Origin of the sequence: Rhodocyclus purpureus (genome assembly GCF_016653115.1) — a bacterium.
GTDB lineage: Bacteria > Pseudomonadota > Gammaproteobacteria > Burkholderiales > Rhodocyclaceae > Rhodocyclus > Rhodocyclus purpureus.
On sequence record NZ_NHRX01000030.1, the window covers coordinates 1 to 18,766 of the forward strand.

General features: G+C 66.2%; 17 protein-coding genes. 16 read left to right on the top strand and 1 reads right to left on the bottom strand.

What is annotated here, in order from left to right; genetic code table 11:
• Positions 1-116: 116 nt before the first annotated feature.
• Positions 117-509 carry a prepilin-type N-terminal cleavage/methylation domain-containing protein gene (locus CCR84_RS16690; RefSeq protein ID WP_201210442.1) on the bottom strand — a complete coding sequence of 131 codons (393 nt, stop codon included), beginning with the start codon at positions 507-509 and terminating at the stop codon, positions 117-119.
• A gap of 242 nt (positions 510-751) precedes the next feature.
• Here CCR84_RS16690 and CCR84_RS05630 point away from each other — a divergent pair, with 242 nt between their 5' ends.
• From CCR84_RS05630 to CCR84_RS05705, 16 genes are all read left to right on the top strand, one after another.
• Positions 752-1,699 carry a type IV pilus biogenesis protein PilM gene (locus CCR84_RS05630; RefSeq protein WP_201210444.1) on the top strand — a complete coding sequence of 316 codons (948 nt, stop codon included), beginning with the start codon at positions 752-754 and terminating at the stop codon, positions 1,697-1,699.
• A gap of 19 nt (positions 1,700-1,718) precedes the next feature.
• The gene (locus CCR84_RS05635) at positions 1,719-2,279 is read left to right on the top strand and encodes a PilN domain-containing protein (RefSeq protein WP_201210446.1); all 561 of its coding nucleotides are present in this window, start codon (positions 1,719-1,721) and stop codon (positions 2,277-2,279) included.
• Between the two features lie 9 nt (positions 2,280-2,288).
• The gene (locus tag CCR84_RS05640; RefSeq protein ID WP_201210448.1) at positions 2,289-2,975 is read left to right on the top strand and encodes a hypothetical protein; all 687 of its coding nucleotides are present in this window, start codon (positions 2,289-2,291) and stop codon (positions 2,973-2,975) included.
• Between the two features lie 11 nt (positions 2,976-2,986).
• Complete coding sequence (locus CCR84_RS05645) at positions 2,987-3,733, top strand: hypothetical protein (protein WP_201210450.1); 747 nt, start codon at positions 2,987-2,989, stop codon at positions 3,731-3,733.
• Complete coding sequence (locus CCR84_RS05650; RefSeq protein WP_201210452.1) at positions 3,730-5,721, top strand: secretin N-terminal domain-containing protein; 1,992 nt, start codon at positions 3,730-3,732, stop codon at positions 5,719-5,721. Before CCR84_RS05645 ends, CCR84_RS05650 begins: the two co-directional genes overlap by 4 nt.
• A gap of 5 nt (positions 5,722-5,726) precedes the next feature.
• Positions 5,727-6,629, top strand: coding sequence for an ExeA family protein (locus tag CCR84_RS05655; protein ID WP_201210453.1), 903 nt, complete (start codon positions 5,727-5,729; stop codon positions 6,627-6,629).
• Positions 6,626-7,807 carry a tetratricopeptide repeat protein gene (locus tag CCR84_RS05660; RefSeq protein WP_201210454.1) on the top strand — a complete coding sequence of 394 codons (1,182 nt, stop codon included), beginning with the start codon at positions 6,626-6,628 and terminating at the stop codon, positions 7,805-7,807. Before CCR84_RS05655 ends, CCR84_RS05660 begins: the two co-directional genes overlap by 4 nt.
• Positions 7,808-8,101: 294 nt before the next feature.
• The gene (gdhA, locus tag CCR84_RS05665; protein WP_201210455.1) at positions 8,102-9,445 is read left to right on the top strand and encodes an NADP-specific glutamate dehydrogenase; all 1,344 of its coding nucleotides are present in this window, start codon (positions 8,102-8,104) and stop codon (positions 9,443-9,445) included.
• 227 nt (positions 9,446-9,672) lie between these two features.
• Positions 9,673-10,290 (top strand): XrtA/PEP-CTERM system exopolysaccharide export protein, encoded by a 618-nt coding sequence (locus CCR84_RS05670; RefSeq protein ID WP_420825383.1) that lies wholly within the window; start codon positions 9,673-9,675, stop codon positions 10,288-10,290.
• Between the two features lie 58 nt (positions 10,291-10,348).
• Complete coding sequence (locus tag CCR84_RS05675; protein WP_201210457.1) at positions 10,349-11,905, top strand: XrtA system polysaccharide chain length determinant; 1,557 nt, start codon at positions 10,349-10,351, stop codon at positions 11,903-11,905.
• A gap of 9 nt (positions 11,906-11,914) precedes the next feature.
• A complete protein-coding gene (locus tag CCR84_RS05680; protein WP_201210459.1) occupies positions 11,915-13,009 on the top strand; it encodes an XrtA-associated tyrosine autokinase in 1,095 nt (364 codons plus the stop codon).
• Between the two features lies 1 nt (position 13,010).
• On the top strand, positions 13,011-14,606 hold the full coding sequence (locus CCR84_RS05685) for a TIGR03016 family PEP-CTERM system-associated outer membrane protein (protein ID WP_207186231.1): 1,596 nt from the start codon (positions 13,011-13,013) through the stop codon (positions 14,604-14,606).
• Between the two features lie 4 nt (positions 14,607-14,610).
• Positions 14,611-15,702: an XrtA/PEP-CTERM system-associated ATPase gene (locus tag CCR84_RS05690; protein ID WP_201210462.1), complete on the top strand. Its 1,092-nt coding sequence runs from the start codon at positions 14,611-14,613 to the stop codon at positions 15,700-15,702.
• 10 nt (positions 15,703-15,712) lie between these two features.
• A complete protein-coding gene (gene wecB, locus CCR84_RS05695) occupies positions 15,713-16,873 on the top strand; it encodes a non-hydrolyzing UDP-N-acetylglucosamine 2-epimerase (protein ID WP_201210463.1) in 1,161 nt (386 codons plus the stop codon).
• Positions 16,874-16,887: 14 nt separating this feature from the next.
• Positions 16,888-17,733 (top strand): XrtA system polysaccharide deacetylase, encoded by an 846-nt coding sequence (locus CCR84_RS05700; protein WP_201210464.1) that lies wholly within the window; start codon positions 16,888-16,890, stop codon positions 17,731-17,733.
• A complete protein-coding gene (locus CCR84_RS05705) occupies positions 17,730-18,764 on the top strand; it encodes a FemAB family XrtA/PEP-CTERM system-associated protein (protein WP_201210465.1) in 1,035 nt (344 codons plus the stop codon). The genes CCR84_RS05700 and CCR84_RS05705 overlap by 4 nt, the downstream gene beginning before the upstream one ends.
• The last annotated feature ends 2 nt before the right edge of the window (positions 18,765-18,766 follow it).

Below are 18,766 nucleotides of genomic sequence, written 5' to 3' on the forward strand. Positions count from 1 at the left end.
GCGCTGTACTCAAGTTCGGAGAAGGTGGCTTGCATGGTCGGTCACGAGCGTGAGGCAGGGCGTCATTATCTCAAAGAGCGGCTGCCGACGGCAGGCGTCGGCTGGTTTCGATTAAATCAGTGCTTCCTTAGCTGGATCTTGAACGACACTGCAGTGACTCCGGTCTTGGGGGTCGTATAGTTGATCGTGCAGTCCGGCTTCGTACCCGCAACGGTCATATCGGTCGGAACGCCTCCCTCAAGCAATGCATTTACGCCCGCATTCGTACAATCCGTCACCGGTTCGCCCTTTGCTGGGTTAGCGCTACGAATCGCATAGTTCGTAGCGGAAGCAGAGGCAATGTTGCCGGCGACCCCCTTCAGGGAAGCCTGAGCCGCATCTGCTGTCAGGTCGGTGAATTTGGGAATCGCCACCGCGGCGAGGATGCCGATGATGACGATGACGATGATCAGTTCGATCAGCGTGAAGCCGACTTCGCGGGCAGCACGCAGTTGTTGCAGGTTTTTCATGATGAACTCCTTTGGATGAAGGGGCCGCGGCCCCCAAAGCTGCATCCGCGCACGGACGCTCTATCACTTTAGGCCTGCGCCGGGCTCGCGGCAAGCGAATTCTTGCGAATTCTTGCGCAGCAGCGCAGGCCGGCAGCGCGGAAAAACGGCGTGCAAGGGCGCGAAAGCGTTGTAAGATTGGATCAGCCCTCGCTCGCCCCGCCGGCGCGGCCGCCGCCCTCCCGGAACTCAGGCGCATCCCGATGTTTTCACGCTGGTTTCAGAAAAAGAAGATCCTCGGCTGGTCCGCCGTCAAGAGCGGACGGAACGGCCTCACGGGCGCTACCGTGCTGGCGCCGACAACTGCCGGCGAGAAGCCGCTCGTGCTCGCCTGCGCTACGGTGTCCGACAGCGGGGTCGAACCCACCTCGCTCGGCGCGATGGCGCAGCAGATTGCCGCCGACCAAACCTCCTGGGTGCTCTGCCTCGATCGCAGCGAGTACCGTACGCTGGTCGTCCCGGAGCCGCCGGTGCAGCCCGCCGAAATGGAGCAGAGCCTGCGCTGGGCGCTGGCACCGATGATCGAACGGCCGGTCGACGAGGTGGCGATGGCGTCGATGACCATCCCGACCGCCGAGGCCATCCCGAACCGGCCGCAGCAGTGTTACGTGATCGTCTCGCCGCACGAGACCATTGCCCGCCATAGTACGGCCTTCGCCCAGGCCAGGCTGCCCCTCGCAGCGATCGACATCCCCGATACCGCGCAACGCAACATCGCCGCGCTGCTCGCCAAACCCGACGAGGGGATCGGCCTGCTGCGCGTCGCCAGCCAGGGCGTGCTGTTCACGGTGACCTACCGCGGCGAGCTCTATCTCGATCGCTACTTCGAGGACAGCCTGCTCGACGATTCGATGCCGGATACCGAGGGCGAAAACCGGGCGTTCGAACGCATCGCACTGCAGGTGCAGCGTTCGCTCGACTTCATCAGCCGCAGTTTTCCGTTCATCAGCGTCGATCGCGTGTTGATCGCACCGCTGCAGCGACCGATGGCGATCGGCGAGATCGTCGCCCAGAACGTGTCGGTTCCGGTGCGACGTATCGACCTCGCCGAGGTCTTCGATTTTTCGCGGACCCCGGAACTGGCCGACGAGGCGACCCAGTCGCGCTACTTCCTGGTGCTCGGCGCCGCGCTGCGCTTCAACAACGAATGATCGGGAACGGGTCGCGAGCATGAGCCAGCAAATCAATCTGCTGCCGCGCAAGGAGAGGAAGCCGCTCTCGATCAAGCTCATGCTTTACGTGTGGGGAGCGCTGCTGCTCTCGATCGCGGCCTACCTCGGCTTCGGGCAACTCGAGGTCATTGCGACGCAGGAGCGGCTGGATGCGCTGCTGCAGCAACAGAAGGAGGTCAAGGGCAAGTCGCCGATCACCCGTGGCGAGCGCGAGTTGCAGCAGCAGATCGATGCCCTGAAACCGGACGCGGACTACGCGGCGAGCGTGCTGGCGTCGATGCGCAGCGAGAACAGCGAGGCCGGGCACGCGCGCATACTGGCGCTGCTCAGCACGGTCAGCGAGGACGGGGTGTGGCTGGTGCAGATCGGCATCAGTGCGGGCGGCAGGAAACTCTCGCTCAGCGGCAATGCGCTGCACCGCGATGCGGTGATGCGTTACGCGCGCCGGCTCAACGAGGCCCTCGCCGACGACGGCATCCAACTGGATGCGCTGGCGATCACGCCGACGACCGGCCCCGGTGCAAGCACCACAGCGGGCGTCCGCTTCACCCTGAACTGAGCGGCCGGCATGGGTAAACAACTCGACCTCCTCCGCCAACGCCTCGACGGGCTGGCACAACGCGAACGGCTGCTGCTGCTCGTCGTCGGTGCAGCGCTGATCTATGGGCTGCTCGACGCCAGCCTGATCGGGCCGCAGCAACGCAAGCTAGCGGCCATGCACGCCGAGGAGCAGGGACAGCAGGAGGTCCTGGCCGTGCTGCGCGAGGAGCTTGCCGAGAAGGAAAAGGCGGCGGCCCTCAGCAACGAGACCCAACGCGTGCAGCGCGAGCAGCTCGCCGAGATGCAGGCGACGCTCGCCGCGTTCGAAGCCTCCGTCAGCCGCGCCGAGGGCGATGCTTCGCCGCTCGGCACCCTGGTGCGACAGTTGCTCGCGCTCCCACCCGAACTGAGCCTGCTCTCGCTGAGCACGCTGCCGGCAACGGAGTTGCAGGCGAGCGTCGGCAGCAGCACCGGCGACGGCGGCACTGGCGGCAGTCGCGCGGAACCAGCGAGAAAGAAGATTTACCGCCACGGCGTCAAGTTCAGCGTCAAGGGAGACTATCTGACGCTGCTCGCCTATCTGGAAAGCCTTGAGAAGTCCAAGCTGCGGCTGTTCTGGTCGGACCTCGGCATCAGCACGAAGACCTACCCCGAAGCCGTGCTCGACGTCACCCTCTACACCTTGAGCGAGCAGGCGAGCGACGCGCTGCGCTGACCGAGACGCCCATGAAGCCCACGCCCCGCATCGCCGCGCTTGCCACCACACTGGCCGCCCCCGATCCAGCCAGACGTCGCCGCTACGCACGCTCGACGATCACCTACCGTGTGCTGGCCGGCCTGCTGCTGGCTGCCTGCGGCCTTCCGGTCGGCGCGTCCGACACGAGCAGCGCCACCGGGGTCGAGCAGCTGCTGGCGAGCGCCGGCAAGGCGGATGTGCCGGCAAGCAGCCCGCTGGCGGGCGAGATCGGCAAACGGATCGCCGAGCAGGTCGTCATGCAGGTCGGCCAGCAGTTGGTCGAACGCCAACAGCTGGCGCAGACGGGCGATGCACGCAGCGGAGTGGCGAGCACCGCTGCGCTAAACTTGGCGCCCGCCGTGGCCGGCGCGCGCCAGCCCGGTGCAGCGAGCAAGGGTGGACGGCAGGACCCGCTGCGCCCGGCGTCGACCGCGGCAGCGGGCGGCAGCGTTCAGGATGGCGCAGCCGGCGGCTTGCGCGTGACCGTGGTCGGCAAGACGCGGCGTCTGGCGATCATCGACGGCCAGGTGCTACAGTCCGGCGCCAGCATCGGTGGTGCCACGATCACGTCGATCGCGTCGGGCGTCGTCAAGCTGCAGCGCGACGAGACGACGGAGACGCTCGATGTCGCCACCGGCGTCGACAAGAGCTTGCGCCCGCCGGCAGGCGCGCGCACACATCCCCGCAGCACCCGACGCTGGCGGCAGGCATCTCCCGAACACGAGGACAGGCAATGAAGAGAAGAAGCACAGGACAGACCCCGCAACGCGCCCGCGCGCGCCGGCGAGCGCTCTTCCCGCTGCTGGCGCTGGGCCTTGCCGCTTGCTCGACGCTCAATCCGCCGCGTGATACCGCGACGCTGCAGCGCATCAACGACGAACTTTCGCAGGCCACGCGCCCCGCCGAGACCAGCTCGCCGCTCCCCGCCGCGGTCAGCGATTCGCTGCTGCCGCCGCTGCGCATGCCGCTGCCGAAGGCCTCACGCCGGCAACTCGAGCCCCGCTTCGACCTCGTGGTGAACGACGCGCCGATCGCGCAGGTGCTGCTCGGCATCTTCGCCGATACCCGCTACAGCGTGCTGATCAAGCCGAAGAACGTCGCTCCCGGCCCACAGACCGCCGCCAGTACGCTGGCGGCAGCCGCGCTGCCGGACAGGCTGACGCTCAACCTCAAGGACGTGACCCTGTTCGAGGCGCTCGACGCGATCCGCGAGGTGTATGGCTACGACTATACGGTCGAAGGCAACCGCGTCTATATCCAGCAACCCGAACTGCAGACCCGCCTCTATCAGGTCAATTACATCAGCGGCCAACGCCGCGGCGTCAGCGACATCATGGTCGTCGGCGGCGCCTCCTCGTCGACCGGCGGCACGGGTGCCGGCGCCGGGGGCGGCGCCGGCAGTACCGTCGGCACCACGGGTGGCAGCATGGGCGGTGGCGGTGGTTACTCGGGCGTCCAGGCGAGCGCACTGAGCACCCTGGCCAAGGCCGACCTGTGGGGCGAAATCGCCGACGCGCTGCGCACCACGCTCGGCTGCGAGGTCGGGCGTGCGGAAGGAGGCACGGCAACACCGCAGACGCCGCTCGGCGCCGGCGGGTCGCGGCGCGCCGACATCTCCTACCGCGGAGAGGCTTCCGGCGCCACCAATCGCGGCATGGAAGGCTGCAGCGACGGTCGCGCGCTGACCGTGCACCCGATGAGCGGCAGCATCCTCGTGCGCGGCATGCCGAACGAACTGCGCATGATCGAGAAGATCCTGCGCTCGATGCAGGTCGCCGTCGAGCGCCAGGTGATCATCGAGGCCAAGATCATCGACGTCGAGCTCAATTCGGGCGCGCAGCAGGGGATCAACTGGGCCGCGTTCAACACGGCCAACCAGCATCGCTTCTCGGTGGGGTCGAATTCCTCGCTGTATACGGCAACGCCCACTTCACCCACCAACGCCGGTGGCCAGGGTGGAACTGTTACAGAAGGAACGAGCCTCAGCGCGCTGCTCGGCAGTACCCTATTGGGCGTCGCCGGCGGCAACGCCTTCTCGGCGGGGATGGGGGTCGCCTTCCAGACGCAGAACTTCAGCGCGCTGATCAACTTCCTGCAGACGCAGGGGCAGGTCAACGTGCTGTCCAGCCCGCGCGTTGCGACGCTCAACAATCAGAAGGCCGTGCTCAAGGTGGGCCGCGAGGAGCCTTTCGTCACCAACATCGTCGGCGGCACGGTGACTCCGAGCACCACGGCCGGCTCGCCCAATCTGGTGACGCCCCCGACGCTGACCTACCAGCCCTTCTTCTCGGGCATCTCGCTCGACGTGACGCCGCAGATCGACGACAAGGACAACATCACCCTGCACATCCACACCATGGTCAACAGCATCGCTGAAAAGCTGAAGATCTCGATGCCGTCATCGGATGGCGTCCCGGTGCCTTTCGCCGTCAATACGATCAACGAGTCCGACAGCGTCGTGCGCACACGCGACGGGCAGATGATCGTGATCGGCGGCCTGATGACCGAGCGGACCGACGACACGCGTAACAAGATCCCGGGGGCCGGCGACGTTCCCGTCGGCGGCGCGCTTTTCAGCAAGGGCGAGCAGTCGTCGCAGAAGCGGGAGCTCGTCATCCTGCTCAAGCCGACCGTGGTCAAGGACGAGACGGCCTGGAGCGACGACATCGCGGCAACCCAGCAACGTATCGAGAACCTCGGCAGCCTGCCCCCGGCCCGTCAGTGACCCGCATGTACCTCGCCCATTTCGGCCTCAAGGAGCCGCCGTTCAGCATCACGCCGGACACGGACTTCTTCTGCTCGACGCGAGCGGCGCAGGAGGCGCTGAACACGCTGCTGATCGCGGTGCACTCGGGCGAGGGCTTCATCAAGATCAGCGGCGAGGTCGGCACCGGCAAGACGCTGCTCTGTCGCAAGCTGATGCTCAGCCTGGGGCCGCAGGTGCAGGTGGCGTACATCCCCAACCCCTACCTGGAGCCGATGGCGCTCTTCCTCGAACTGGCGGTCGAACTCGGCCTGGAGCTGACGCCGACCGAGACGCAGAGCCAGCACCAGTTGCTGCGCGCGCTGACGACGCGGCTGATCGGCATCGTCAGCGATCAGCGGCGGGTGGTGGTCTGTCTCGATGAGGCGCAGGCGATGCCGATCGAGACGCTGGAAGCGCTGCGCCTCTTGACCAACATCGAGACCGAAAAGCGCAAGCTGCTGCAGGTCATCATCTTCGGCCAGCCCGAGTTGAACGACAAGCTAGACCACCCTTCGATCCGCCAGCTGAAACAGCGGATCACCTTCGATTACCACCTGGGCGGGATGTCGGCGCAGGAAGTCGACAGCTACGTCGCGCACCGCCTGCGCGTCGCCGGTTTCGCCGGCGACCGCCTGTTCACGCCGCTGGCACTGTGGCAACTGCGCCGAAGTTCGCGCTGCGTGCCACGGCTCGTCAATATCCTGGCGCACAAGGCGCTGCTTTCCGCCTACGGCAAGGGCAATCCCCACGTCGGCCTGCTCGACGTGCTCGCCGCAGCCAGGGACACGGCATCGCTGGGCCGGTCGCGGTGGACATCGCAGCGCCTGCTGCTGGCGGCCCTGACATTGGGCACCGCCGGCGCCATCGGCTGGAGTTTACGACCATGAGCCTGATCAACCAGATGCTGCGCAACCTCGACCGGCGGCAGGCAGCACAACCGACGCCGCCGACGCAAGCGGCGCGTGACGAGCTTGCGGGCAAGGATCTGCGTGTCGCGCCGGCGCCGCGCAAGTCGGCCAAGTGGCTGCTGCCAAGGCTTGCCTTCCTCGTCCTCGCCGGCGGCACGATCGTCTGGATCCAGTTCTACGGATTACCGCCGTGGCTGGTCGGCGGCACACCGGCGCCCGCCCCTGCAGCGGTCGCGCCGGCTGCTGCTCCCGCTGCCGCCGCGGGGACGCCGACGGCTGCGAGCACGCCGTCGGCACCGGGCACGAGCCCCACCCCGCCGACGCCGGCCGTCGCCGATGCGGGTGGACAGCCGCCGATGACGTCGCCCGGCCAGGCCCCCTTGCCTGCTTCGGCCGCTCAGGCCGCTCCGGCTGCGACGGCTCCCACGGCTACTGCCGCAGTTGTCGAGCCGGCGCCGCGCGCCGCTGCCGAAGCCCCGCAGCCGGCTCAAGCCAGGGAGGCGAGCGCTGTGCCGCCGGCGACCGGCGCGGCACCGGCACGCCCCGCCAGCGCCCATCCGGGAGCGTCGATCAAGCTGGTCAGCCCGCAGCAGCGCTCGGACAACCATTACCGCGAAGCGGTCGCTGCGCTGCAGCGCGGGCGGATGGTCGATGCCGAGCAGTCGCTGCGCCTGGCGCTGGCGGACAACGCGGCCAACCACAACGCGCGGCAACTCCTGGCCGGCTTGCTGGTCGATGCGCGGCGCAACGCCGAGGCGAGCGCGCTGCTGCGCGACGGACTGGCACTGGCGCCCGGCAATAGCGACTTCGCGATGGCCCTGGCACGCCTGCAGGTAGCCGCAGGCGCGCGCGGCGAAGCGCTGGCGACCCTCGAACGGGGCCTCGCCGGCGCCGGCGACGATCCCGAGTACCACGCCTTTCTTGCCGCCCTGCTGCAGGGGCTCGGACGCCACGCCGAGGCGATCGGGCACTACCTCACGGCGCTGCGCAGCGACCCGGCGATGCCGACCTGGCTGATCGGCGTCGGCGTTTCCCTGCAGGCCGAGGACAAGCGTGCCGACGCCGCCGCCGCCTTCCAGCGTGCGCTCGACAGCGGTGAGCTGTCGCCGCAGTTGAGCGATTTCGCCAGCGAGCGACTGCGCCAGCTGCGGCGCTAGCCCTGGTCGCGCCAGCGCGGGCTAGGCCTCGCTGGCGCAGCTCACCCGGCACGTGCGCATCCTTCCGAAATTTAGTCAAGCGCCACGCGACAAGCGCGCCGCTCTGTGTGAAAATATCAGGTGCTCTTGACGGTGCCTGCCGCCAGCCGATCCGTGCCCTGCACGGCTCGGGCAAGGAGCGTGCAGCAGCCGCAAGGTGCCGCGGATGCGCTCGGCGGATTACCCAAGTACCGAAGGACGAGGCTCGCCAACGAGCCTCGATTTGAATCGTCGATAACAGTTTGTGGAGTAATGATGAAGTACGCATCCGTGGAGCAATTCCTGGAACACGTTGCCGCGCGCAACCCCGGCCAGCCCGAGTTCCTGCAAGCCGTCACCGAGGTGATGGAAAGCCTGTGGCCGTTCATCGAGAAGAACCCGAAGTACACCGAGCAAAACCTGCTTGAGCGTCTGGTCGAACCCGAACGCGTCGTGATGTTCCGCGTCTCCTGGGTCGATGATCAGGGCCAGGTGCAGGTCAACAAGGGCTACCGCATCCAGCACAGCTCGTCGATCGGTCCGTACAAGGGCGGCATCCGCTTCCACCCGTCGGTCACCCTGTCGGTGCTGAAGTTCCTGGCCTTCGAGCAGACCTTCAAGAACGCGCTGACGACGCTGCCGATGGGCGGCGGCAAGGGCGGCTCCGACTTCGACCCGAAGGGCAAGAGCAACGGCGAAATCATGCGCTTCTGTCAGGCCTTCGTCTCCGAACTGTTCCGCCACGTCGGTGCCGACACCGACGTTCCCGCCGGTGACATCGGCGTCGGTGGCCGTGAGGTCGGCTTCATGGCCGGCATGTACAAGAAGCTCGCCAACCGCGCCGACTGCGTGTTCACCGGCAAGGGCCTCACCTTCGGCGGCTCGCTGATCCGTCCGGAAGCCACCGGCTACGGCACGGTCTACTTCGCCGACGAAATGCTGAAGACCCGCGGCCTCTCGTTCCAGGGCCTGCGCGTCAGCGTCTCCGGCTCGGGCAACGTCGCCCAGTACGCGGTCGAGAAGGCGATGCAGCTCGGCGCCAAGGTGGTCACGGTTTCCGACTCCAGCGGCACGGTCATCGACGAGGAAGGCTTCACGCCCGAAAAGCTGGCAATCCTGATGGAAGTCAAGAACGAGCAGTACGGCCGCTGCAGCGACTACGCCGCGCGTGTCGGCGCCAAGTTCGAAGCCGGCGTGCGTCCGTGGCACGTCCCGGTCGACGTCGCCCTGCCCTGCGCGACGCAGAACGAACTCGACGACGCCGATGCCGGGACGCTGATCGCCAACGGCGTCAAGTGTGTCGCCGAAGGTGCCAACATGCCGTCGACCATCGAAGCCGCCAAGGCCTTCGAAGCCGCCGGCGTCCTCTACGCACCGGGCAAGGCCAGCAACGCCGGTGGCGTCGCCACCTCGGGCCTCGAAATGAGCCAGAACGCGCTGCGCCTGTCGTGGTCGCGCGAAGAGGTCGACGCCCGCCTGCTCGGCATCATGCAGGGCATCCACGCAGCCTGCCTGAAGTACGGCAAGCGCGCCGACGGCAGCGTCAGCTACATCGACGGTGCGAACATCGCCGGCTTCGTCAAGGTCGCCGAGGCCATGGCGGCGCAAGGCGTGATCTAAGCACGCGCGCTTCCGCTCGAGGCCGCCAGCGCCCCGCGGCCAGGCACGCACATCGCCACGGCGGTGTGCGTGCTTTTTTTTCGCCGTCGATCGGCCTGCCCGCGCGCCTAGCCCGGCCATGAAAATATGCCAAAAGGCATCACCTCCAAGTCATTTCGTATATGATTAGGGCGTAAATCCGTTTCCCGCCGCCGATCCTCGGCATGACTGATGGAAGGAGAACGATGATGCGGTCCCCACAGGCTGGATTCGTTGCCCGATGTCTGACGGTCGCCGCGGCGGCGCTCACCCTCGCCGCTTGTGCCAGCCACCCGCCGGCACCGCCAGCCGCGGCTTCTGCCGATTACAACTACAAGATCGGACCGGGTGATCAACTGAACATCGTGGTCTGGCGCAACCCTGAGCTTTCCATGGCGGTTCCGGTACGCCCGGACGGCAAGATCACCGCGCCGCTGATCGAGGATCTGCCGGCGATCGGCAAGGATTCGACCAGCCTGGCCCGCGACATCGAGAAGGAACTCGCCAAGTTCATCCGCGATCCCGTCGTCACCGTCATCGTCACCGGTTTCGTCGGTCCGTACAGCGAGCAGATCAGGGTGATCGGTGCCGCCGCCAAGCCCCAGATCCTCGCTTACCGGCAGAACATGACCTTGCTCGACGTGATGATTGCCGTCGGTGGCATCACCGACTTTGCCGATGGCAATGCCGCGACGATCTTGCGCACCGCGGAGGCAAACGCCCTCTACCAGGTCCGCCTCAAGGATCTGGTTAAGCGCGGTGACGTCTCGGCCAACGTCGACATGAAGCCGGGCGACGTGCTCATCATCCCGCAAAGCTGGTTCTGAGTTTGCGCCTTGCAACGCCGCGCCGCCGACCGGCGCGGCCAACCGTTCGGGGCTCACGATGGAAGAAATCCTTCGCCAGGTGTTCACCACCTTGCGCGGCTCATGGAAGCATCGCCATCTCGGCATGGCGGTGGCTTGGCTGGTGGGGGCAATCGCCGCCGTCGGGGTGCTCTCGCTACCGGACCGTTACGAAGCGTCGGCGCGCATCTACGTCGATACCCAGTCGATCCTGAAGCCGCTGATGGCCGGACTTGCCGTGCAGCCCAACATCGACCAGCAGGTGATGATGCTGAGCCGCACGCTGATCAGCCGGCCCAACGTCGAAAAGCTGATCCGCATGGCCGACCTGGACCTGAACATCGAGGACAAGGCCGACCAGGAAGCGCTGGTCGAGAGCCTGATGACGACCTTGAAAATCCAGAGCGTCGGCCGTGACAATCTGTACACGCTGTCGTATCGCGACACCAGCCCGGAACGGGCGCAAAGGGTGGTGCAGGCGCTGACCTCGATCTTCGTCGAATCGAGCCTGGGCGACAAACGCCAGGATGCGAGTTCGGCGCGGAAGTTTCTCGAAGAACAGATCAGCAACTACGAGAAGAAGCTGGCCGAAGGAGAAAACCGGCTGAAGGAGTTCAAACTGCGCAACATCGACCTCCAGGTCAGCGGCTCCGGTTCGAGCATCGATCGCCTGTCGGCGCTGAGCACCGAACTCAACGGCGCCCGGCTGGCCTTGCGCGAGGCTGAGGGTGCGCGTGACTCCCTGCGCCGTCAGATCATGGGCGAGGAACCGGTTCTGCTGCCCGATGCCTCGGGCAGCGATGCGGGCGTCTCCTTGCCCGAAATCGACGGGCGCATCGATGCCCTCAAGCGCAATCTCGACGCCCTGCTGCAGCGCTATACCGACAAACACCCGGACGTCGTCGGCACGCGCCGACTGATCAAGGATCTCGAGGAGCAGAAGCGACAGGAACTGGCGGAGAGAAAGAAACTGGCAGCCGCCAATCCGGGTTCCACGCTGGGCAACAACCCTGTCTATCAGCAGTTGAAGGTCGCCCTGGCGGAGGCCGAAGCGCAGGTTGCTTCGCTGAGCGCAAGAGTGGCCGAGTACGAGGGGCGCCTCAAACGCACCACCGAGACGCTGCGGACGCAGCCGGAAATCGAGGCGGAATTCGCGCAACTGAACCGCGATTACGACATCGACAAGAAGAACTACGAACAACTGGTGAGTCGTCGCGAGTCGGCAGCCTTGTCGGGCAATCTGGACTCGACCGGTTCAATCGCCGACTTTCGCCTGATCGACCCGCCGCGCGCGGCGTCGACACCGGTCGCCCCGAACCGCCTGCTGCTGCTGCCGGGCGGCTTGCTGCTCGCCCTGGCTACGGGCCTCTTTGCCGCCTTCGCGGCGAGCCAGATTCGGCCGGTGTTCTTCGACGGCAAGACCCTGCGCGACGTGACCGGACTGCAGGTTCTCGGTACCGTGGCCCTCGTTCCCAACGAGGCCAGGCAGCGGAAGGAAAAGCGCAGCATGCGTCGCTTCCTGATCGCCCTGACCGGACTGCTGCTCGCCTATGGCACGGGAACGTCGGCCCTTTTCCTTTTCCAACGCGCTGCCTGAGGTCGATCGATGAACCTGATTGAACAAGCGGCACAGCGGCTCGGACAACTCCGCGCGGCAGGAGCGGCTCGTCACGAAGCCGCACGCTCCATGCCGCCGCTGCCCGCCGCCGAAGAGACGAGCGCAAGCACGCCCCAGGCCGCAGCCGGACTGGCGGAGCGGCCGGCTGCGCCCCGTGCCCCCGACGAAGGCGTCGGCCAGCCTCCGCCACAGCCCCTGGCTTCGGCCAATGACAATGCCACTTCGACTCCCTCGGCACAGACCGAAGCGGCGGCCGGCAGCGGACCGAACCGGCGCAGCAAACAGGTGGAAATCGACCTCGAGGCGATGGCGACAGCCGGCCTGCTGGTTCCACACGCGGGCAAGAGCGATCTGGCGGGGTCATTCCGCGTCATCAAGCGGCCGCTGATCGCCAATGCGATGCGCAAGGACGCCGATCCGATGCGCAACGGCAACCTGATCATGGTCACCAGCGCCTTGCAGGGCGAGGGAAAGACGACGACCGCGGTCAATCTGGCGACCAGCATTGCCATGGAGCGCGACCACACCGTGATGCTGGTCGATGCGGATGTCGCCCGGCCGACCCTGCTCAAGATGCTTGGCCTTGCCCAAGCCCCTGGACTGCTCGATGTGGTCAGCGACGACTCGCTCGATATTTCACCGTTCCTGATGCGCACAAATATCGACAAGCTGTCGATCCTGCCGAGTGGAACGCAGCACCCGCGCGCCACCGAGTTGCTGGCCAGCGAGGCCATGGTACGCCTGCTCGACGACATGTCCAGTCGCTACAGCGACCGCATCATCATCTTCGACTCGCCGCCGCTGCTGCTCACGACCGAAGCGCGCACGCTGGCCTCGCACATGGGCCAGATCGTCATGGTCGTGCACGCCGGGGAGACGCCCCAGGCCGCGGTCAAGCAGGCCCTCGCCGTCATCGACGCTTGCCCGCTGAAGATGATGGTACTGAATCAGGCACGACAAGCGGCTGGCAGCGCTTATGGCTACGGCTATGGCTACGGCTACGGTTATGGCTATGGCTACGGAGACGAGCACGGCGAGACGCACAAGCACGCGCGCAAGCACGGGCATGATCATGCGGACTAGCTTGCCGCGCGCGCAGTTCGTTGCAGTGTTTCTTGTTCTGGGCAGCGCCGCCAACGCCCAGATGGCGGATCCGGGAGCGCCCGCACCATCGGGCGGCAGCGCTCCGGCAGAGCTGTCGAGCGGCTCAGGCATGCTCTCGGCACTCGATGGCGATGCCGGCACCAACGCCTCGATGGGACAGCCGCCGTGGACCATCCAGCCGCGAATAATGCTGACCGAGACGCTGACCGACAATGTGCGCGTCAATGGCAGCAACGGCCGACAGGCCGACCAGATCACCGAAATCGCACCGGGAATCCGCATCCAGGCCAGCAGCGCTCGCCTGAAGGGGCACTTCGATTACTCGCTGCGACAGCAATTCTACGCGCAGCACCCTGAGTACGAGCGCACCCAGAATTCGCTGAACAGCTTCGCGACGCTCGAAGCGGTCGAGCAATGGCTTTTCGTCGATTTCAGCGGCATCGTCGCGCAGCAGCCGATCTCGGCGTTCGGGCCGCAGTCACCGGGCAACACCAGTATCAACAGCAACGTCACCGAGACCTCGACCTATCGTCTCTCGCCTTACATTCGCGGACAGATCGCCGGCGTGCTCGGGTACTCGCTGCGCCACGACGCATCGACCACCCGCTCGGCCAGTGCCACTGCCACCAACCTCGACCTTTCGCAATGGAGCGGGCAACTCAGCGGCGGCACACCGTTCCAGAGACTCAACTGGTCGATCGACGGCAGCCAGAGCAGCAGCGAATACGGCAACGGGATGCAATACGACGCCGATCGCGTCCGCGCCACGGCCAGCTATCTGATCTTTCCCGATCTGCGCTTCTCGCTGAACAGAGGTCGCGAAGCGAACAACTATGCATCGGCGAACCAGGAAAGCCGCGGAACTCACGGGTTCGGCTTCGAATGGAATCCGACCGAGCGCACCACGATCTCTGCCTCGAAGGAACGACGTTTCTTCGGTGACGGGCATAACTTCAGCTTCAGCCATCGCTTTCCGCTGAGCAGCATCAGCTATACGGACACAAAGGACGTGTCCTTGCTGCCCAACCAGTTTTCGCGGGTAGGACAAAACGCCGCCTGGGACCAGGCTGAACGGGAGTGCAAGCTATTCACCCCGGACGCCACGCAGAAAGAGATCGAGGACTGCGCGATCCCTCGGGTCAGCGCGACGCAGGGCAGCAGCGATTTCCTGGCGGCGCGCGCCAGACTGCAACGTCGCCAGCAACTGGCAGTGGCGATCATGGGCGCGCGCAACTCCCTGACGCTGGTGGCCCATCGCAGCGAGAGTCAGTCGCTGCAGGCCAATGATTTTCTGGACGAGACGACGCCGAGTTCGCTCATCGAGCAGAAGGGGCTGAGCCTCAGCCTGTCGCATCGGCTCAGCCCCATCACCAACCTGAACTTGCTCGCCTCGCGCCAGGAAAGCATCGGCAACGGCGACGCGAGCGCCACGAACACGCTCTATCAACTCGGCTTGACGAGCAAGCTGGGCAGCAGGACCAGCGGCTCGCTCACCGCGCGCCAATCGAGTTTCGAGAGCCAGAACGCCCCGCGCAAAGAGCACGCTGTCATAGGAACCATTTCTTTTATATACTGAAAGCATGTACACGGCCTTCTACGGCTTGACCGACAAGCCTTTCCAGCTCAACCCCGACCCTGCTTTCTACTATGACAGCAAGCAGCACCGGCGCGCGTCTGCCTATCTCGCCTACGGGCTGCACAAGCATGAAGGATTCGTCGTCGTCACCGGTGAAGTCGGCGCCGGCAAGACCACCGTCGTTCGCGGCATGCTCGACAGCCTCGATGCCGAGCGGATCTTCGCGGCTCACCTCGTCAGTACCCAGCTCGACGCCGAAGACACGCTGCAGATGATCGGTGCCGCCTTCGGGTTGCAGACCCGGGGGCTGAGCAAGGCCGAGTTGCTGATCGCGCTCGAAGAGCTCTTCAAGCGCACGCACAGCCAGGGCAGGCGCTGCATGCTGATCGTGGACGAGGCGCAGAACCTCAGCCCGCGTGCGGTCGAGGAATTGCGCATGCTCTCCAACTTCCAGTGCGGCAACGAGGCGCTGCTGCAGAGCATCCTCGTCGGCCAGATCGAGTTCCGGCAGATCCTGGAAAGTCCGCAGATGATGCAGTTCAGGCAACGCGTGATCGCTGCCTGCCACATCGCACCGCTCGACCTCGATGACACCCGGGCCTACATCGAGCACCGCCTGCGCTGCGCAGGGTCGACCGGGCTGCCGCTCATCCAGCCGGCGGCCTTCTCCGCAATTTTCAAGGCGAGCGGCGGGATTCCACGGCGCATCAACGGGCTCTGCGACCGCCTGCTGCTTTCGGGTTATCTCTCCGAAAAAACCGGGTTCGACGCAGAGGACGTGGCCGAAGTCGCGCGCGAACTCGAAGCGGAAACCGCGCACGGAATGGTGCGGAGCGAGCCGCATCCCGCTGCCGCGGATCCGGCAGCAAGCGGGCGAGCGCAGGCCGCTCCCGGCTTCGGCAACGGCGACGATCCGGCAAGCCTGCTCGCCGCGCTCAACGTCCAGCAGTTTGGCGAACGTCTGAGAAGGCTGGAGTACAGCCTGCTGCAACTCGAAAAAATCAGCAGCGCGTCGCTCGACCTGCTGCAACGTCTGGTCGATGACGAGCGGCATCTGCCGGGCGGCAGTCCGCCGATCCCGCCCCCCGTACGCTGAGGAAGAAACGATGTCTGCATACCGGCGTGGCGAGTTGGGCCCGGTCGTCTGTGTCGTCGGGGCTCGCCCCAACTTCATGAAGATGGCACCGATATTGCGCGCCCTCGCCGCGCGGCAGCCGACGCTGCCCACCCTGCTCGTCCATACCGGCCAGCACTACGACCGGGACATGAACGACCGCCTGTTCGAGGACCTGCGCCTCCCCCTTCCGGACATCAATCTCGAAGTCGGCTCCGGCTCGCATGCCGTACAGACCGCCGAGGTGATGCGCCGCTTCGAGCCCGTCGTCGACGAGCGACAGCCCTCCTGCGTGCTCGTGGTGGGTGACGTCAATTCGACGCTGGCATGCACCCTGGTCGCGGTCAAGAAAGGCATTCCCGTCGTGCACGTCGAGGCGGGCCTGCGCAGCTACGACCGCTCGATGCCCGAGGAAGTCAATCGCGTCCTCACCGACCAGGTCGCCGACCGCCTGTACACGACCGAACGCAGCGCTGCCGACAACCTGGCGCGCGAAGGCATAGCTGCCGATCGCGTGCACTTCGTCGGCAACGTGATGATCGACTCGCTGCTCGACAATCGACCACTGGCGCGCGCGCCGGCTGCCACCCTCGGCGCGGCCGGTGCCGACCCGGAACTGATCGCGGGTCCGGCAGGATATGGCCTGATCACGCTGCACCGTCCCTCGAACGTCGACAAGGTCGCTGTTCTCGCCGCGATCCTTGGCGCCCTGCGCGACATCTCGGCGACGCTGCCGCTGGTTTTTGCCCTGCACCCGCGCACCCGCAAGAGCATCGAAGGCTTTGCCCTCTGGCCCCTGCTCGACACCCGACGCATCGTCGTGCTGCCGCCGCAAGGCTATCTGGAGATGCTCGGGCTGATGGCCAATGCCCGCCTCGTGCTCACCGACTCGGGTGGCGTGCAGGAAGAAACAACGGCGCTTGGCGTCCCCTGCCTCACCCTGCGCGAGAACACCGAGCGCCCGATCACCGTCGAGCAGGGCACCAACACGCTGGTCGGCAACGATGGTGCCGCCATTCGCCGCGAGGTTGCCGCCATACTCGCCGGCCGGAGCAAGTCCGGCTGCCTCCCGGAACGCTGGGACGGACGCGCCGCCGAGCGCATCGTCGACGATCTCGCCAGCTGGCTGCCAGGCCGCCTGGCGGTCGCCTGAAGGCGAGGTCCGCGATGCCCGCCCCCTTTGCCAACGCGCTGACCATCGACGTCGAGGACTATTTCCAGGTCTCGGCATTCGCGCCGCACATCCCGCGCAGCGAGTGGGCGACGCGCGAGTGCCGGATCGAACGCAATGTCGACCGCATCCTGGCGATGCTCGACGAGCACGAGACCAAGGCCACCTTCTTCGCCCTCGGCTGGGTCGCCGAGCGCTACCCGCAGGTCATCCGGCGGATCGTCGCCGGCGGCCACGAGCTCGCCAGCCACGGTTATGCGCACGAGCGCGCCAGCGAGCAGACGCCGGCCGCGTTCTCGTCCGACGTGCGCCTTGCCAAGCTGATCCTCGAAGACCTTTCCTCCTGCGCCGTGCGCGGCTACCGCGCACCGAGCTTCTCGATCGGTGCGGGCAACCTGTGGGCCTTCGAGTGCCTGGAACGCGCAGGCTACCAGTACAGCTCGAGCGTCTACCCGATCCGTCACGACCATTACGGGATGCCCGACGCACCACGGCATGCGCACAGGATTTCCGGCGTGCTCGAAATTCCGGCGACGACCTTGCGTCTGCTCAGTCGCAACTGGCCGGCCAGCGGCGGCGGCTATTTCCGCCTGCTGCCCTACCGCCTGTCACGCTGGATGATCCGCCGCGTCAACACGGTCGACCGGCTGCCGGCGGTCTTCTACTTCCACCCCTGGGAAGTCGACCCGGCGCAGCCACGCATCCCGGGGATCGGCCTGAAGACGCGCTTCCGTCATTACCTCAACATCCAGCGCATGGAACAACGCTTGCGCCGCCTCCTGGCCGACTTTTCCTGGGGGCGGATGGACGAGCTGTTCCTCACGGGGCGCGGGCGTCCATGATCATCCGTGAGCTGCAGCCTGCCGACACGCGCGGCGCCGCGCGCTGGGACGAGTTTGTCTTCGCCTGCCCGGAAGCTACTTTCTTTCACCGCGCAGCCTGGCAGGGGATCGTTCGCGAAGTGTTCCGCCACCCGACCCATTTCCTCTTTGCCGAAGACGCGGGCGAGCTCGAAGGCGTGCTGCCGCTGGCAGAGGTCGATAGCCTGCTCTTCGGCCACGCGCTGGTGGCGATGCCCTTCGCGGTCTATGGCGGGGTCGCGGCGAGCAGCGGCGAAGCCGCGCAGCGGCTCGAAGAAGCGGCACAGCGCCTGGCCGGACAACTCGGCGTCGCCCACCTCGAATTCCGCAACTGCAGGCAGCGCCATCCCGACTGGCCGGCCCAGGACCTCTACGTCACCTTCCGCAAGGAGATCCTGCCTACGGTCGAGGACAACCTGCTCGCCATCCCGCGCAAGCAGCGGGCGATGGTGCGCAAGGGAATCGGCAACGGCCTGACGAGCAGCATCGACGCGTCGACCGATCGCTTCTTCCGGCTCTTTGCCGACAACGCGCACCGTCACGGCACGCCCGCGCTGCCGCGGCGCTACTTCGAATCGCTGCAGCACGCCTTCGGCGAAGACTGCGAGGTGCTGACCGTGAGCACGGCCGAGGGGCAGCCGCTCAGCAGCGTGCTCTCCTTCTATTTCCGCGACGAAGTGCTGCCCTACTACGCCGGCGACGACGAGCGCGCGCGCGAGCTTGCCGCCAACGACTTCAAGTACTGGGAACTGCTGCGCCGCAGCTGCGAGCGCGGACTCAAGGTGTTCGACTACGGGCGCAGCAAGAAGGGCACGGGCTCGTACGCCTTCAAGAAGAACTGGGGCTTCGCGCCGCAGCCGCTGCACTACGAATACTGCCTGTACCGGCGCGCAGGCATCCCGCAGAACAACCCGAGCAACGCGAAATTCAGGCTGTTCATCGAAGCCTGGCGACGCCTGCCGCTCTGGCTGGCCAACCGGCTCGGTCCGCACATCGTGCGCAACCTGGGATGACG

What these genes read in the sequence shown, in the direction of transcription:
- CCR84_RS05650 (WP_201210452.1), top strand. Translation starts at nt 3,730, where the DNA reads ATGAAGAGAAGAAGCACAGGACAGACCCCGCAACGCGCCCGCGCGCGC.
- wecB (WP_201210463.1), top strand. Translation starts at nt 15,713, where the DNA reads ATGTCTGCATACCGGCGTGGCGAGTTGGGCCCGGTCGTCTGTGTCGTC.
- gdhA (WP_201210455.1), top strand. Translation starts at nt 8,102, where the DNA reads ATGAAGTACGCATCCGTGGAGCAATTCCTGGAACACGTTGCCGCGCGC.
- CCR84_RS05660 (WP_201210454.1), top strand. Translation starts at nt 6,626, where the DNA reads ATGAGCCTGATCAACCAGATGCTGCGCAACCTCGACCGGCGGCAGGCA.
- CCR84_RS16690 (WP_201210442.1), bottom strand. Translation starts at nt 509, where the DNA reads ATGAAAAACCTGCAACAACTGCGTGCTGCCCGCGAAGTCGGCTTCACG.
- CCR84_RS05680 (WP_201210459.1), top strand. Translation starts at nt 11,915, where the DNA reads ATGAACCTGATTGAACAAGCGGCACAGCGGCTCGGACAACTCCGCGCG.
- CCR84_RS05675 (WP_201210457.1), top strand. Translation starts at nt 10,349, where the DNA reads ATGGAAGAAATCCTTCGCCAGGTGTTCACCACCTTGCGCGGCTCATGG.
- CCR84_RS05690 (WP_201210462.1), top strand. Translation starts at nt 14,611, where the DNA reads ATGTACACGGCCTTCTACGGCTTGACCGACAAGCCTTTCCAGCTCAAC.
- CCR84_RS05705 (WP_201210465.1), top strand. Translation starts at nt 17,730, where the DNA reads ATGATCATCCGTGAGCTGCAGCCTGCCGACACGCGCGGCGCCGCGCGC.
- CCR84_RS05635 (WP_201210446.1), top strand. Translation starts at nt 1,719, where the DNA reads ATGAGCCAGCAAATCAATCTGCTGCCGCGCAAGGAGAGGAAGCCGCTC.
- CCR84_RS05645 (WP_201210450.1), top strand. Translation starts at nt 2,987, where the DNA reads ATGAAGCCCACGCCCCGCATCGCCGCGCTTGCCACCACACTGGCCGCC.
- CCR84_RS05640 (WP_201210448.1), top strand. Translation starts at nt 2,289, where the DNA reads ATGGGTAAACAACTCGACCTCCTCCGCCAACGCCTCGACGGGCTGGCA.
- CCR84_RS05655 (WP_201210453.1), top strand. Translation starts at nt 5,727, where the DNA reads ATGTACCTCGCCCATTTCGGCCTCAAGGAGCCGCCGTTCAGCATCACG.
- CCR84_RS05630 (WP_201210444.1), top strand. Translation starts at nt 752, where the DNA reads ATGTTTTCACGCTGGTTTCAGAAAAAGAAGATCCTCGGCTGGTCCGCC.
- CCR84_RS05700 (WP_201210464.1), top strand. Translation starts at nt 16,888, where the DNA reads ATGCCCGCCCCCTTTGCCAACGCGCTGACCATCGACGTCGAGGACTAT.
- CCR84_RS05670 (WP_420825383.1), top strand. Translation starts at nt 9,673, where the DNA reads ATGCGGTCCCCACAGGCTGGATTCGTTGCCCGATGTCTGACGGTCGCC.